We start from the raw sequence: 12,993 nt of genomic DNA, 5'->3' as shown, positions 1-12,993 counted from the left end.
CTAATGAAAAACAAGAAACTCCTTCGCTACGGCGGAATCGCAGCGCTTGTACTCGTAGCGCTTTATGCATTCACCTTCTTTACCAACGATGCACGCAACTACGTCCAGGTGGAGACATCCGTAGCGGTCAAGCAGCTGACGGACAAAAACGTCGCTGAGGCGCAAATCGACGACCGCGAACAGCAGCTGCGCCTCAAGCTCAAAAAGCCAGTGACGGTGGAAGAGCGCGAGGGCGTCGAAGAAATCATCGCCAAGTACCCGGCCCGCGCCGGCGAACAGATCTTTAACTCTGTTAAGGACTCCGGCGCGGAGAAGTACCAGACCAAGGTCACCCAGGAATCTTTCCTGGGCTCGATGGTCAGCTTCCTGTTGCCGATGATCATCCTGTTCGCGTTCCTGTTCTGGTTCATGTCCCGCATGCAGCAAAACGGCGGCGGGATGTTCGGTATCGGCGGCTCCAAGGCCAAGGAGCTGACCAAGGACATGCCCACCAACACGTTCGAGGACGTGGCTGGTGCCGATGAAGCAGTGGACGAGCTGCAGGAAATCAAGGATTTCTTGGATGATCCCGAGCGCTACCATGCCCTCGGCGCGAAGATTCCGCGCGGCGTTTTGCTCTACGGTCCTCCCGGCACGGGTAAGACGCTGCTGGCCCGCGCCGTTGCGGGCGAGGCGGGAGTTCCTTTCTTCTCCATCTCCGGCTCGGACTTCGTGGAGATGTTCGTCGGCGTGGGTGCTTCCCGCGTACGCGACCTGTTTAAGCAGGCGAAGGAAAACAGCCCGTGCATCATCTTCGTCGACGAGATTGACGCCGTGGGCCGCCAGCGTGGCTCCGGCACCGGCGGCGGACATGACGAGCGCGAGCAGACCCTGAACCAGCTGCTGGTGGAGATGGACGGCTTCGGCGACCGCGAGGGCGTCATCCTCATCGCGGCCACCAACCGCCCAGACATCCTGGACCCGGCTCTGCTGCGCCCGGGCCGCTTTGACCGCCAGATCCCGGTCACGAACCCGGACCTGGCCGGTCGCGAGCAAATCCTGCGCGTGCATGCGAAGGATAAGCCGCTGGCCAAGGAAGTCGACGTCGCCCAGCTGGCCAAGCGCACCGCCGGTATGTCCGGCGCGGACCTGGCTAACGTCCTGAACGAGGCTGCACTTTTGACCGCCCGCATTGGCGGCAATGTGATTACTTATGACGCTCTCGAGGAGGCCACCGACCGCGTCGTCGGCGGTCCGCGCCGCCAAGGCAAGATCATCTCCGAGCACGAGAAGAAGGTCACCGCGTACCACGAGGGCGGCCACACCTTGGCCGCTTGGGCGCTCAAGGACATTGAGCGCGTTTACAAGGTCACCATCTTGGCCCGTGGCCGCACCGGTGGCCACGCGATGACCTCGCAGGAAGACGACAAGGGCATGTACACCCGCGACGAGCTCTTCTCCCGCTTGGTCTTTGCCATGGGCGGCCGTGCTGCCGAGGAGCTCGTGTTCGGCGCGCCGACAACCGGCGCCTCCTCTGATATTGAAAACGCCACCAAGATCGCTCGTTCCATGCTGACCGAGTACGGCTTCTCCCCGGACCTTGGCACCGTGAAATACGGCAAGGAGCAGGGCGACCCATTCGGCTACGGCATGGGCGGCGGTTCCATCGAGTACTCCGAAGACGTGGCTACCCGCATCGACGAGCAGATGCGCTACTTGTTGGATCGCGCGCATCAGCAGGCCTACGACATCTTGGCGGAGCACCGCGACTACCTGGATAAGCTCGCGGAGATGCTGCTGGACAAGGAGACCCTCCGTCGCCCCGACCTGGAGGGCATCTTTGAGGGCATCGAGCCACGCGCGGCTTTCGACGTCTTCCCGAACGAGGACGATCGCTTCCCGCGCCAGGCTGGCCGCGAGCCAGTCAAGACTCCGGCCGAGTTGGCCAAGGAACGCGGCGAGGAGCTGCCACCGCGCATGACTTTGGTTGAGGCTTCCCGTGCGGCACGCGAGCGTCGCCTAGCAGGCCAGGACCCACAGCCCACCGGCGAGATTGGCTTCAACTTTGGCCAGCACGCGGGCGACAAGGTCGATAGCGAGAAAAACACTTTCTTCGCACCAGAAGAAAAACAAGCCGAAAAGCCGGCACAGCCTGCTCCGGCTCCCGAACCTCCCGCTGGCCAGGCCCCGAGCGCCCGCCCGACCCCCGAAATTCCCCGCGTCGGCAGCCGCCACGCCAAGCCGCAGCCTGACCGCGACCAGTGGTCCAGCTTCGGCGAGAACCAGCGTGCCAATAACCCGTACAACGCGCCTCGCTCTGGCAACCAGGGCCAGGCCAGTCCCTACAAGGATTCAGATGAGCAATAACATCCCCGCCAGGGGCGAATTTGATCAGGCCCGCGCGGAGGCAGCGATCCGCGAGTTGCTCATCGCAGTAGGGGAGGACCCCGACCGCGAGGGCCTGCAGGAGACGCCAGCCCGAGTCGCGCGCGCTTACAAGGAAGTCTTCGCCGGCCTGCACGCGGACCCAACCGAGGTCCTGCACAAGACCTTCGCCGAGGAGCACCAAGAACTGGTCTTGGTGCGCGATATCCCGATTTACTCCACCTGCGAGCACCACCTGGTGCCTTTCTACGGCGTGGCGCACATCGGCTACATCCCGGGCCCAGACGGCCAGGTCACCGGCCTGTCCAAGCTAGCCCGCCTGGCCGATATGTACGCCAAGCGTCCGCAAGTCCAGGAGCGTCTGACCTCCCAGATTGCCGATGCCCTGGTGGAGGTCCTCCACGCGCAATCTGTCATCGTGGTCATCGAATGCGAGCACCTGTGCATGGCCATGCGCGGCATCCGCAAGCCTGGCGCTACCACCACGACCTCGGCCGTCCGCGGCGGTTTCAAGTCCAATGCCGCTTCCCGCGCTGAGGTAATGAGCCTTATTAGGAGCTAGAAATGACTGTCAGTGACTTGACCGTCCCGGGCCGCACGCTGGTCATGGGAATCGTGAACGTCACCGAGGATTCTTTTTCTGACGGCGGGCGGTGGCTCAACATCGACGCCGCGATTGAGCACGCCCGCGAATTGGTCGCGGCGGGTGCAGACATCATCGATGTTGGCGGCGAATCCACCCGCCCCGGCGCAGTCCGCGTGGACGCGAAGGACGAGGAAAACCGCGTGGTTCCGGTCATCCGCGCGCTGCACGAGGAGGGCATCAAAACCTCCGTGGATACGATGCGTGCGTCGGTGGCGGCGGCGTCGGCAAGCGCGGGCGTGGACCTCATCAACGATGTCTCCGGCGGGCTTGCGGACCCTGACATGCTGGCCGTGATGGTCGATAGCGCGCTGCCCGTGTGTCTGATGCACTGGCGTACCGTACAGTTCGGCTCCGCCGCCGGCAGTGCGGACCATGGCGGCGATGTCGTGCGCGACGTGCACGAACGCCTAGCGCAGCTGAGCGACGCCGCCCTTGCAGCAGGCGTGCGCGCTGACAACATCGTCCTGGATCCGGGCCTGGGCTTTGCTAAGACCCCGCAGGATAACTGGGCGTTGTTGAAGGCACTGCCGAGCTTCCTTGAGGGCGAGTTTCCGATCCTCGTGGGCGCTTCCCGCAAGCGCTTCCTCGCCGCCATCCGCGAGGACCGCGGCGTGGAAGCCTCGCCCGTGCTCGCCGATCCCGCCACCGCCGCTGTCACCGCGATCTCCGCGCAAATGGGTGCGTGGGGCGTGCGCGTGCACGAGGTCGGCGTCTCCCGCGATGCCGTCGACGTCGCCGCCGCGTGGAACGCTGGCTTGGCCTATTCTGGCGGCGTAAACGCCACCCGTAGCTACACCAACGGCGCTGCGTCTAAGGAAGGAAACCGCTAATGGCAGACCGCATCGAACTGACCGGCCTGGAGTGTTTTGGTTACCACGGTGTCTTCGAGGAAGAAAAGCGCGAGGGTCAGCCCTTCCTGGTGGACATCACCTGCTGGACTGAGTTCCCAACCACAGATGACCTTGCGAACACCGTAAGCTACGCCGAGCTTGCCGACGTCGCGGCGGACATCGTCGAGGGCCCGTCGCGCGATCTCATCGAGACCGTGGCCAACGAGGTGGCCGATACCGTGATGCAGCGTTATGACCTGCTGCATGCGGTCGAGGTGACCATTCATAAGCCGAAGGCGCCGATTCCGCGCACCTTCGCCGACGTCGCCGTCGTGGCGCGTCGCTCGCGAAAGAGCATGCGAGGAGGCAAGTGACGATGCGCGCGGTACTTTCGATTGGCTCCAACATGGATGACCGCCGCGCATTGCTGCAGACGGTCTTCGACGAGTTCGCCGCGGAAACCGTGGCGGCCTCGCCCATTTATTCCACCCCGCCGTGGGGTGTTACGGACCAGGACGAGTTCCTTAACGCGGTGCTCATTGTGGACGTAGAGGAGAGCCCAGTGGAGTTGCTGCGCCGCGGCCAGGCCCTTGAGCAGGCCGCCGAGCGCGTCCGCGGGCGCCACTGGGGCCCGCGCACCCTGGACGTGGACATCGTGCAGGTAGAAGGCGTGACCTCTAGCGATCCGGAACTGACGCTTCCGCATCCTTATGCCCACGAGCGCGCCTTCGTGCTGGTGCCATGGCTGGCTGCGGACCCAGATGCGCGGCTTGGCGATACCCCGGTTGCAGACCTCATCGCTGCGCTCGACCTGGCCGAAGTAGAGCAGGTGAAGCTGGCATGAAGCGGACGTCGATAGGCTGGCTTGTCGGAGTAGGGCTCTTCGTTGCCGCTGCGGCTGCGATTTTGACCTCCCGCTTTTACGGCTCCATGCTGGCCATCCCGGCGACTGTTTCCATTTCCCTGTGGGCCGTGACGGCCGTGTGTGTCTTTTTGACGTGGAAGGTGCGCCAAGCCAAGAGCAAAGAACACGGTATTGGTCTAGATAACTCGCAGCTCAATCCCATGACCATCGCGCAGTTTCTGCTCGTGGGCAAAGCCTCGGCGTGGACCGGCGCCATCGTCGGCGGCGGCTACTTGGGCATGTTGGTCTATGTGCTTCCTCATGCGAATGAGCTGGTGGCCGCCGCTAGTGACCTTACGGGCGTGCTGACTTCCGCCCTCGGCGGCATCGCCATGGCAGTGGCTGGCGTGGTCTTGGAACGCCACTGTGAGGTGCCGCCCGACGCGCTGGGTCAGACTTAGTGGGCTAATTAAAGGATCGGACTGTAAATTGGTTTCCATGACTGCTCCGACCCCTGAACCACAGCAATCCGCCCCCAAGAAAGCAGACGCCGGCTCGATTGGCCTTATTGCACTGGTGATTTTGGCCGTCATCGCCAGCTTGGTCATGCTCATTTCGGGCTCTGCTAGTGCTTTGAAGCTGGCGCTCATCGCCGCATTGTGGGCGGCTGTCCTGGGCTTTTTCATGGTGGTGCGCTACCGCCGTGAGGCCGCGGAATCGGCTGCGCTGCTGGAATCTGAGCGCGCCCGCAAGGTCGAGCCAACCCAGGGTGATTCCGACATTATGGAGGAAATTCGCCGGGAGCTGGCTTCCATCCGCGCCCAGATTGAGGAGCTGTCTGGCCGCGAGTTCACCTATGAGCCAGCCGCGCTGCACGCTGAGGCACGCCGCATCATGGAGCTTGAGGAAAAGACCCGCGAGACAGAGGTCAACTTCACCCAGGCTTCCAAGGGCGCGCCAACTGCCGACGCCGTCGCCGGCCGCCTCGGCTCCCAGCCCAGCGCCCGCGCCCCGCAGCACAACCCGCTGGATGACATCATCTCCCAAAAGGTCCAGCAGCGCGGCCAGCAGACTCAGCAGTCCCAGCAGGCGCAGGCCCAGCAGTCCCAGCAGGCGCAGCGCCAGGCCCAGGAGCGCGCCCGCCAGTCCTTTGGACGTCCGACCTTCCCAGCACAGGGGCAGGCACAGCAGGCACAACAGCCGCAGAACCAGCAGGCGACTGCCCAGCAGCAGCCGCAGGCGAAGCCGGCCTCCGCAAAGCCGAGCCAGCACTTCCCAGGCGGCCAGCCGCAGAAGTCCCCGCAGTCGACTTTCGACACCGCTTCCTTCCAGACCGTGCGCTGGGATGGCCAGCAGTCCTCCCACTCCAAGCCGGCAGAGACCAAGTCCGCGCAGGCTAGCGGCCACCACGCTGCCAACGCCGCGCAGTCTGCTGGCGCACAGCAGGGCCAGCAGGGCCAGCAGGCACAGCCGCAGCCGCAGCAGGCAAGGGCGGCGCAGCACGCTAGCCATAAGCACCGCGCGCCGGAGCAGGAAGGATCCCGCGGCCGTCGCCGTAGCGACGAGCCACGCGAGGGTTCTGTCTCAGTGGCCGAGCTCATGGCCGCAATGAAAAAGAAGAAGTAAATGCGCGCACCGCGGATGCGCGTCGCGCTCTTCGGAAACTCACAAGCCGGCCAGCTTCTCGCTGAGGAGATGCGCATGGTCGGCCACACCGTGGAGCCGCTCACAGAACTAACCGAGCTACAGGACTATCAAGCACTCATCATCGCGCTTGGCGATGCCCGCTTGGAGCAGGCCGTCGACATGCTCGAAACCTACGTGCACGACGGCCTCATCGTGTTTCACACTTGCCTTTCCCGCGGAGTGCAGGTGCTCGATCCCTTAGAGACCCCGCGGCTGCGTCGTCGCCGCCATCGCGCCGTGCCATGCGCGCCGCTGGGCCACCACGACCATCGATGAGCTTGGCCAAACCATCGCCGAGCTGGTGTTGGGGGAGTTCCAAGCCAGCGGGGCGTCGCTAAGCGATAGCGAAAGGCCCGCGTTTGCCGCCCGCGTGTACTATGCCCAGATGATGACCGAGCTGGCCGTGCGCGCGAACGAGGACGTCTTCAGCGAGACTCTGGTCAAAAGCGCCGAGGCCCTCGAAGCGGCCGAAAGCGCCGAAATCATCGCGGCGTATCGGGGCATCACCGAACCCGGAATGCGCCGCGCCTTCGTCGAAGCGGCCCGGCGATTCGGCGAGGTCTTTCGCCGCGAAGAACTAGAAATGTGGGCGCTACAGGAGGAGAACCGATGAACATCGTCGAGGACATCGAACGCATTCGCATGGTGGGCAGCGCCTACCGCAAGACCGGCCGCCGCGTAGTCCTGGTTCCCCTTGGTCGCGGCGTGCACGCGGGGCACCTGGCGCTGGTGCAGGCCGCCCGCCGGATTCGCGGCGCGGTGGTCGTCGTGGCGCTCACCGACCTGCAGGATGCACAGCTGCTTGGCGAAGTCGACGTCGTCTGGCATGCGCCCCAAGCCCCCGAACGCACGCGGATCGTGCCGCAGTGGCATGGCATGGAGGACATTAGCGCTGAGCTAACGCGCATCATTGGTCTGATTGGTGCGCTTGCGCCAAGCGACGTCGTCATGGGCGAGAAGGATTACGAGCTGCTCGTCGCGACCCAGCAGGCGTGCACCGACCTGCACCTGGGCGTGCGTGTCCAGGGCGTGCCGGCGGTACGCATGGCTGATGGCGTGGTGATGAGCCTGCGCAATGCGGACGTGGCGCCGGAGGCTCGCGAGCAAGCTAGTGCGTTGTCGGCGGCGCTGACCGCGGGTGCCTATGCGGCTGAATCTGGTGCTGAGAAGGTACTTGAGGTAACGCGCGAGGTGCTGGCTGCTGCAGGTGTGGAACCGGAGTACTTGGAACTGCGCAGCCGTGACTTGGGCGAGCCGCCGGCTGAGGGCGACGCGCGCCTCTTTGTCGCGGCCACACTCGGCGGGGTGCGGCTGATCGATAGCGTCGGCCTGCCATTGGGTATCGGTTTCCGCAATTTGGAGAACCAAGATAGCTAGTCTGGAACCCATGAAGATTGGATTTCTGGGCGCAGGCGCCATTGGCGGTTACTTTGGCGGCACTCTTTCGCAGGCAGGCCACGAGGTGGGCTACGTAGCCCGCGGCAAGACCCTGGAAGCCCTGCGCTCGGGGCTCACGCTTATCGACGCCTCTGATAACGAAACCTTCATCCCCTCCCCACCGGCGGCGGAAACGTTTGCCGAGCTAATTGAGCAATTGGGCGGACTCGACGTGGCCATTATCGCCACGAAAGCGCTGCCGGGGAATGACACTTTCGGCCCAGATCCGGAATCGCTCACGGGTATTCCCGTGGTGACCACCCATAATTCGGTGGAGATTCCGTACTTGGCTGCAGCGCATTTCGGTGAGGAAAATGTGCTGGCTGGTGTTGCTCGCGTCTTCGCGACCCGCCTGGGGTCGGCGAAGATTAAGCGCAACCCCGGTCCGTTGAGCTTGGCATTCGGCCCGATGACGGGCTCGATTCCGGTGGGGCAGCAGTTGGCCGCTGCCTTGAACGAAGCCGGCGCGCGGGGCAAATATCATGCGGAACCATTGGTCGATGTGTGGGCCAAGGCCATGTTCGTAACCACCACGGGCACTTTGGGCGCATTGGTTGACCGGCCGATTGGTTACCTCATCGACGAAATCCCGGGGCAGTTGGAGGCCTTCATGCGCGAGGTCGAGACCGTCGCTCGAGCGTTGGAGGTCGCGCTGCCGAATAACGTGGTGGAGCAGACGATGGGTTTCGCCCGCGAACAGTATCCGCAGGCCACGACATCAATGCAGCGTGATATCAAGGACCGTTTGCCCAACGAGCTCGATGCCCAGGTCGGCGCCATTCGCCGGATGGGCCAGCGCGCTGGAGTTGCGACCCCGCTCTTCGACTTTGCTCAGGACGTGTTGGAGGCCCAGCTCCGCAACTAGCGCGCCCGCCCTCACTGAGCAAACACCCAGGCCTGGAACTGCACCCCTGGAAACCCAGACCTCCTGTTCGCGGTGCGCTGTCATTTTTCGCGCCCGGACCGCGACCTTGAGGTCTTGGTATCCAGGCCTGGGTAAATGGAAAGTGGTGGAGTAGCGGCGAGGTAGTGCGCGCCACAAATGCAAATGGTGAGGTCACCCCGTAACCACTGAGGCCTGTGTTGGCCAGTGTGATTATTGTTGGGTGACCTCACCATTTGGTCCTCACCATTTAGTTAGGCAGCAGCCAAATGGTGAGGTGGTGGCCAAATGACTAGGCAGCGGCCAAAGGCGAGCGGCGAAAAGGAGAGCGAGCTAGTTAACGCCAATCTTGCCGTCTTTCCATACCACAACCACGGCCGGGCGCGGGGTGGTCTTGCCACCGTCAGGCCAGTGGGAGGTCGCGGCGTCGAAGGTGGCGTCGTCAGCCTCGCCCGGGTGCTGGACGTTGACCATGACGCGGTCGTCGTCAACGATTGGGCCACAGGTCTCTGCGCCGGCCGGAACCGTGAGGAAGCACTTCAGCTCACCGCGGGTATCGCCGCTGGTGGTGACCGCATAGAGGCCGTCGTTGCTGTCCAGTGCGTTGCCGTCAGTGGTAATCCACAGGTTGCCGTGGTTGTCGAAGGCCAGGTTGTCCGGGCAGGAAATCGGGGAGACCTTGGACTTATCGAAACCGCCGAAGTAGGTGTTGGCTTCATTCGGGTCGCCGCAAACCAAGAAGAGGTTCCAGGTGAAGGACTCGCCGACGTGGTCATCATCAATTTCCATGACCATGCCGTTCTTGTTCTCCTTGACTGGAGCCCATTCCTTGGCATCTTCCTTGTTCTTCTTGGCGTTCTCGCCGGTAGCGCCGCGGTAGGAGTTATTGGTCAGCGCCACGTAGACCTTGTGGGAATCCGGGTGGACCTGGATGTCCTCAGGGCGGTCCATCTTGGTAGCCCCCACCTTGTCAGCAGCTTCACGGGTAAAGATCGCAACCTCTTCCGCGCTGAAGCCATCAACGTGAGATTCAAACTTGTTGTTCTCCGTGTCAGAGGTCAGCAGCTTGACCCACTTGCCCTTGCCGTCGAAGGCGCCGTCCTCAGGCAGAACGCCCGAGCCGTCGATTTCGTCCTCAGGGGAGTTGCCCTCCATCACGGCGACGTACAGGGTGCCGTGGTCCAGGATGGAGAGGTTGTGCTCGATGTTGCCCTCTTCGTACTTCTTGGTGGAGATGAACTTGTAGATGTATTCGAAGCGGGAGTCATCGCCGGAGTAGCAGACCACGGTGCCGTCATCAGCGATGTGGATGTTGCCTGCCTCGTGCTTGAAGCGGCCCAGCGCGGTGTGCTTGACCGGAGTAGAGGTTGGGTCCAGCGGGTTAATCTCAACGATCCAGCCGAAGCGGTTTGGCTCGTTTGGCTCCTTGGAGCAGTCGAAGCGGTCGTCGAAGCGCTCCCACTTGCGGGCGGTTTCCTTGTCCTCAATACCGAAGCGCTCCAGCGACTTCTTTGCCTTCTCGTCCTTGATATCGCCAGCAGCGAAGTACTGGTCAAAGTTCTCCTCGCCAGACAGCATGGTGTTCCATGGGGTCACGCCGCCGGAGCAGTTGTTCAGCGTGCCGCTTACGGTCTCACCCTTTGGATCGGCCTTGGTCTTGACCAGGTCGCTGCCCTTAGCAGGGCCAACCAGCTGGAACGGGGTAGTTGCAGTAATGCGGCGGTTTAGCGGGCCGAACTCGCGCTTGAGCTCGCCGGTATCGCCAACCTTGGAGACCTCCAGGATGGTGTGGCCGTGGCCAGCCCAGCCGATCTTGACCTGCTCTTCGGTGGGGTTCTCCGGGTCATAATCCGGGAACATCATCGGCTCGGTGGTGTACTCGTGGGAGCACATGTAGACCAGACGCTCCGGGTTGTCCGGGTGCTCGATGAGGCCCGCGAAGTCATTGTTGAAGCCGAACTGCTTTTTCGCAGCTTCCGCAGTTTGCTTATCGACGTCGAATTCCGGTGCCCCCTCAATCACCGGGTCACCCCAGGCGATGAGCACTGACTGCTCGTAGCCCTTCGGTACAACGACCTCGTCCTTGGTGTTTGGCTGGACCGCATCGAACTGCATGCCCTCTGCAGAGGTGAGCTCGACCTTGGCATCGGTAGTCTTGCCGGCGCCTGCGTTGCCCTCGGAGTCACCCGGGCCCGCGCCGTCGCCAGAGCAGGCGGCCAGGGCTGCCGAACCGCCTACTGCAACCACGCTGAGGCCGCCCGCGCGCAGTGCGGTACGGCGAGAAAGCGGGGTGGTGAAACGGTCACCGAAGTAGGAGTTGTTGGAAGGGTTATCGCATTCGCCCAAGCAGGCGTTGCCGCACTTGTAGGTGCAGGTCAGCGAGGAACGCGAGGAAGTAAAGAGGTTAAGGCCTTTGAGTGCCATTATGTGATGCTCCTGATTTCATGTTTTAAGTCATGAGGTTTTCCGGAGCTTATATAAGCACATCTGCATTTACAGCCTGTGTAATCGGAATGTCATTTGAATGAACACTCGTTAAACGGGTACGAGATCGCACTGTCTCAAGGGGATCGACTACCCTAGACAATCGTGAGCGAGCAGAAGAATACCCCCGAAGTAAACGACGTCCCTGAGCAGCTGCGCATTCGCCGCGAAAAGCGCGAGCGCCTGCTGGCTGAAGGCACCGAGGCATACCCGGTCACCGTGGACCGCACCATTGCCATGAAGGACCTTCGCCACAAGTTCCAGGTCCTGGCAGAAGACCAAGAGCCGGGCCAGGAAGCCGACGTAACCTACCTGCACGCAGGCGACGAGACCGAGGTCGAGCACGCTATCGTCGGCCGCCTTATCTTCATGCGCAACACCGGCAAACTTTGCTTTGCCACCTTGCAGGACGGTGACGGTACCCAGGTACAGGCCATGCTTTCTTTGGCCGAGGTCGGCGAAGATCAGCTGGCTGCCTGGAAGTCTGACGTTGACTTGGGAGACTTCATCTCCGTGCGCGGCCGCGTCATCGCTTCGCGCCGCGGCGAGCTTTCCATCATGGCCACCAAGTGGACCATGGCGGCGAAGTCCCTGCGCCCGCTGCCCGTTTCCTTCGCGGACATGAATGAAGAGACCCGCGTGCGCCAGCGCTACAACGATCTCATCGTGCGCGAGGAGGCTCGCAAGAACGCGATGACCCGCGTGAAGGTCATGCGCGCGCTGCGTAACTACATGGAGGATCAGGGCTTCGTCGAGATCGAGACCCCGATGCTGCAGACCTTGCACGGTGGCGCGGCAGCTCGCCCGTTCGTGACCCACTCCAACGCTCTCGACATCGACCTTTACCTGCGCATTGCGCCGGAGTTGTACTTGAAGCGCGCCGTCGTTGGCGGCATCGACCGCGTCTTCGAGATCAATCGCAACTTCCGTAACGAGGGCGTCGACCGCTCCCACTCTCCGGAGTTCGCCATGCTAGAGACCTACGCGGCCTGGGGCGATTACAACGATTGTGCTCGCACCACCCGCGAGTCCATCCAGGCTGTGGCCGAGGCCGTTTTCGGCTCCCACAAGGTTACCCTGGCTGATGGCACCGAGTATGACTTCGGCGGCGAGGAATGGCCGGAGATCGAGATGTACCCATCCCTGAACGAGGCGCTTGCCCGCAAGTTCCCGGGCCAGCCGGAGGTCACCATCGACTCCACCGTGGAAGAGCTCAAGGAGATTGCCAAGGTCATCGGCCTGGACGTTCCAAAGAACGGCGGTTGGGGCCACGGCAAGCTGGTCGAGGAGATTTGGGAAGTCCTGTGCGAGGACCAGCTCGAGGGCCCAATCTTTGTCAAGAACTTCCCGGTTGAGACCTCCCCGCTGACTCGTCAGCACCGCTCCATCCCGGGCGTTACCGAGAAGTGGGATCTCTACGTCCGCGGCTTCGAGTTGGCCACCGGCTATTCCGAGCTGGTGGACCCGGTTATCCAGCGCGAGCGTTTCGAGGATCAGGCCCGCCTGGCCGCCGGCGGCGACGATGAAGCCATGGTTCTCGACGAGGACTTCCTGGCCGCCATGGAGCAGGGTATGCCTCCAACAGCCGGTACCGGCATGGGCATGGACCGCCTGCTCATGGCACTTACCGGCCTGGGCATCCGCGAGACGGTTCTCTTCCCAATCGTGAAACCGGAAAAGTAGACGGCTTTAGCAGGCTGGAATCTCGGCTGCGGATTCCAGCTCGCCCCGATAGAAAATCACAAAATTCGAGTGTTTTCCGTCGGGGTAGAATCCGGTGAGGTCGTCTGCATAAGCCACGACCTCTAAGCTGCAGCGA

At 62.8% G+C, this 12,993-nt stretch carries 13 protein-coding genes; 12 read left to right on the top strand and 1 reads right to left on the bottom strand.

Features of this window, described 5'->3' with window-relative positions:
- The first annotated feature begins 3 nt into the window (after window positions 1–3).
- The 11 genes from ftsH to HMPREF2724_RS03165 all read left to right on the top strand — a co-directional run bounded on the left by ftsH (window position 4) and on the right by HMPREF2724_RS03165 (window position 8,672).
- On the top strand, window positions 4–2,346 hold the full coding sequence (ftsH, locus tag HMPREF2724_RS03210; protein ID WP_070587133.1) for an ATP-dependent zinc metalloprotease FtsH: 2,343 nt from the start codon (window positions 4–6) through the stop codon (window positions 2,344–2,346).
- Window positions 2,336–2,926, top strand: a complete 591-nt coding sequence (gene folE, locus HMPREF2724_RS03205) for a GTP cyclohydrolase I FolE (RefSeq protein WP_062037128.1) — start codon at window positions 2,336–2,338, stop codon at window positions 2,924–2,926. The genes ftsH and folE overlap by 11 nt, the downstream gene beginning before the upstream one ends.
- Window positions 2,927–2,928: 2 nt before the next feature.
- A complete protein-coding gene (folP, locus tag HMPREF2724_RS03200) occupies window positions 2,929–3,840 on the top strand; it encodes a dihydropteroate synthase (protein ID WP_070455259.1) in 912 nt (303 codons plus the stop codon).
- Entirely contained in the window at window positions 3,840–4,214 is a 375-nt protein-coding gene (gene folB, locus HMPREF2724_RS03195) for a dihydroneopterin aldolase (RefSeq protein WP_061924717.1), read from the top strand. The genes folP and folB overlap by 1 nt, the downstream gene beginning before the upstream one ends.
- 2 nt (window positions 4,215–4,216) lie before the next feature.
- Complete coding sequence (folK, locus tag HMPREF2724_RS03190) at window positions 4,217–4,684, top strand: 2-amino-4-hydroxy-6-hydroxymethyldihydropteridine diphosphokinase (protein ID WP_070587129.1); 468 nt, start codon at window positions 4,217–4,219, stop codon at window positions 4,682–4,684.
- Window positions 4,681–5,145, top strand: coding sequence for a DUF3180 domain-containing protein (locus tag HMPREF2724_RS03185; RefSeq protein ID WP_061924713.1), 465 nt, complete (start codon window positions 4,681–4,683; stop codon window positions 5,143–5,145). The genes folK and HMPREF2724_RS03185 overlap by 4 nt, the downstream gene beginning before the upstream one ends.
- A gap of 37 nt (window positions 5,146–5,182) precedes the next feature.
- Window positions 5,183–6,310, top strand: coding sequence for a DUF6779 domain-containing protein (locus tag HMPREF2724_RS03180; RefSeq protein WP_061924711.1), 1,128 nt, complete (start codon window positions 5,183–5,185; stop codon window positions 6,308–6,310).
- Window positions 6,311–6,646 carry a Rossmann-fold NAD(P)-binding domain-containing protein gene (locus HMPREF2724_RS13095; protein ID WP_246818195.1) on the top strand — a complete coding sequence of 112 codons (336 nt, stop codon included), beginning with the start codon at window positions 6,311–6,313 and terminating at the stop codon, window positions 6,644–6,646. It begins immediately after the preceding gene.
- Between the two features lie 109 nt (window positions 6,647–6,755).
- Window positions 6,756–6,983 (top strand): 6PGD fold domain-containing protein, encoded by a 228-nt coding sequence (locus HMPREF2724_RS13090; protein WP_246818194.1) that lies wholly within the window; start codon window positions 6,756–6,758, stop codon window positions 6,981–6,983.
- A complete protein-coding gene (locus HMPREF2724_RS03170; protein ID WP_070432306.1) occupies window positions 6,980–7,747 on the top strand; it encodes a pantoate--beta-alanine ligase in 768 nt (255 codons plus the stop codon). The genes HMPREF2724_RS13090 and HMPREF2724_RS03170 overlap by 4 nt, the downstream gene beginning before the upstream one ends.
- A 10-nt stretch (window positions 7,748–7,757) precedes the next feature.
- The gene (locus tag HMPREF2724_RS03165) at window positions 7,758–8,672 is read left to right on the top strand and encodes a 2-dehydropantoate 2-reductase (protein WP_070587125.1); all 915 of its coding nucleotides are present in this window, start codon (window positions 7,758–7,760) and stop codon (window positions 8,670–8,672) included.
- A gap of 351 nt (window positions 8,673–9,023) precedes the next feature.
- On the opposite strand, the gene HMPREF2724_RS03160 is transcribed toward HMPREF2724_RS03165, so the two are convergent.
- Window positions 9,024–11,114: a PhoX family protein gene (locus HMPREF2724_RS03160; RefSeq protein WP_070587122.1), complete on the bottom strand. Its 2,091-nt coding sequence runs from the start codon at window positions 11,112–11,114 to the stop codon at window positions 9,024–9,026.
- Between the two features lie 165 nt (window positions 11,115–11,279).
- Between HMPREF2724_RS03160 and lysS the strand changes: the two genes are divergently transcribed.
- Complete coding sequence (gene lysS / locus HMPREF2724_RS03155; protein WP_070587120.1) at window positions 11,280–12,857, top strand: lysine--tRNA ligase; 1,578 nt, start codon at window positions 11,280–11,282, stop codon at window positions 12,855–12,857.
- Window positions 12,858–12,993 lie beyond the last annotated feature (136 nt).

The organism is Corynebacterium sp. HMSC071F07 (genome assembly GCF_001810285.1).
GTDB lineage: Bacteria > Actinomycetota > Actinomycetes > Mycobacteriales > Mycobacteriaceae > Corynebacterium > Corynebacterium simulans.
Note: the sequence above shows the minus strand (reverse complement) of the source record. Positions and strands in the feature narration are given on the sequence as shown.

What these genes read in the sequence shown, in the direction of transcription:
- HMPREF2724_RS13090 (WP_246818194.1), top strand. Translation starts at nt 6,756, where the DNA reads ATGATGACCGAGCTGGCCGTGCGCGCGAACGAGGACGTCTTCAGCGAG.
- HMPREF2724_RS03165 (WP_070587125.1), top strand. Translation starts at nt 7,758, where the DNA reads ATGAAGATTGGATTTCTGGGCGCAGGCGCCATTGGCGGTTACTTTGGC.
- folB (WP_061924717.1), top strand. Translation starts at nt 3,840, where the DNA reads ATGGCAGACCGCATCGAACTGACCGGCCTGGAGTGTTTTGGTTACCAC.
- HMPREF2724_RS03180 (WP_061924711.1), top strand. Translation starts at nt 5,183, where the DNA reads ATGACTGCTCCGACCCCTGAACCACAGCAATCCGCCCCCAAGAAAGCA.
- HMPREF2724_RS03170 (WP_070432306.1), top strand. Translation starts at nt 6,980, where the DNA reads ATGAACATCGTCGAGGACATCGAACGCATTCGCATGGTGGGCAGCGCC.
- HMPREF2724_RS13095 (WP_246818195.1), top strand. Translation starts at nt 6,311, where the DNA reads ATGCGCGCACCGCGGATGCGCGTCGCGCTCTTCGGAAACTCACAAGCC.
- folK (WP_070587129.1), top strand. Translation starts at nt 4,217, where the DNA reads ATGCGCGCGGTACTTTCGATTGGCTCCAACATGGATGACCGCCGCGCA.
- folP (WP_070455259.1), top strand. Translation starts at nt 2,929, where the DNA reads ATGACTGTCAGTGACTTGACCGTCCCGGGCCGCACGCTGGTCATGGGA.
- HMPREF2724_RS03185 (WP_061924713.1), top strand. Translation starts at nt 4,681, where the DNA reads ATGAAGCGGACGTCGATAGGCTGGCTTGTCGGAGTAGGGCTCTTCGTT.
- HMPREF2724_RS03160 (WP_070587122.1), bottom strand. Translation starts at nt 11,114, where the DNA reads ATGGCACTCAAAGGCCTTAACCTCTTTACTTCCTCGCGTTCCTCGCTG.
- folE (WP_062037128.1), top strand. Translation starts at nt 2,336, where the DNA reads ATGAGCAATAACATCCCCGCCAGGGGCGAATTTGATCAGGCCCGCGCG.
- ftsH (WP_070587133.1), top strand. Translation starts at nt 4, where the DNA reads ATGAAAAACAAGAAACTCCTTCGCTACGGCGGAATCGCAGCGCTTGTA.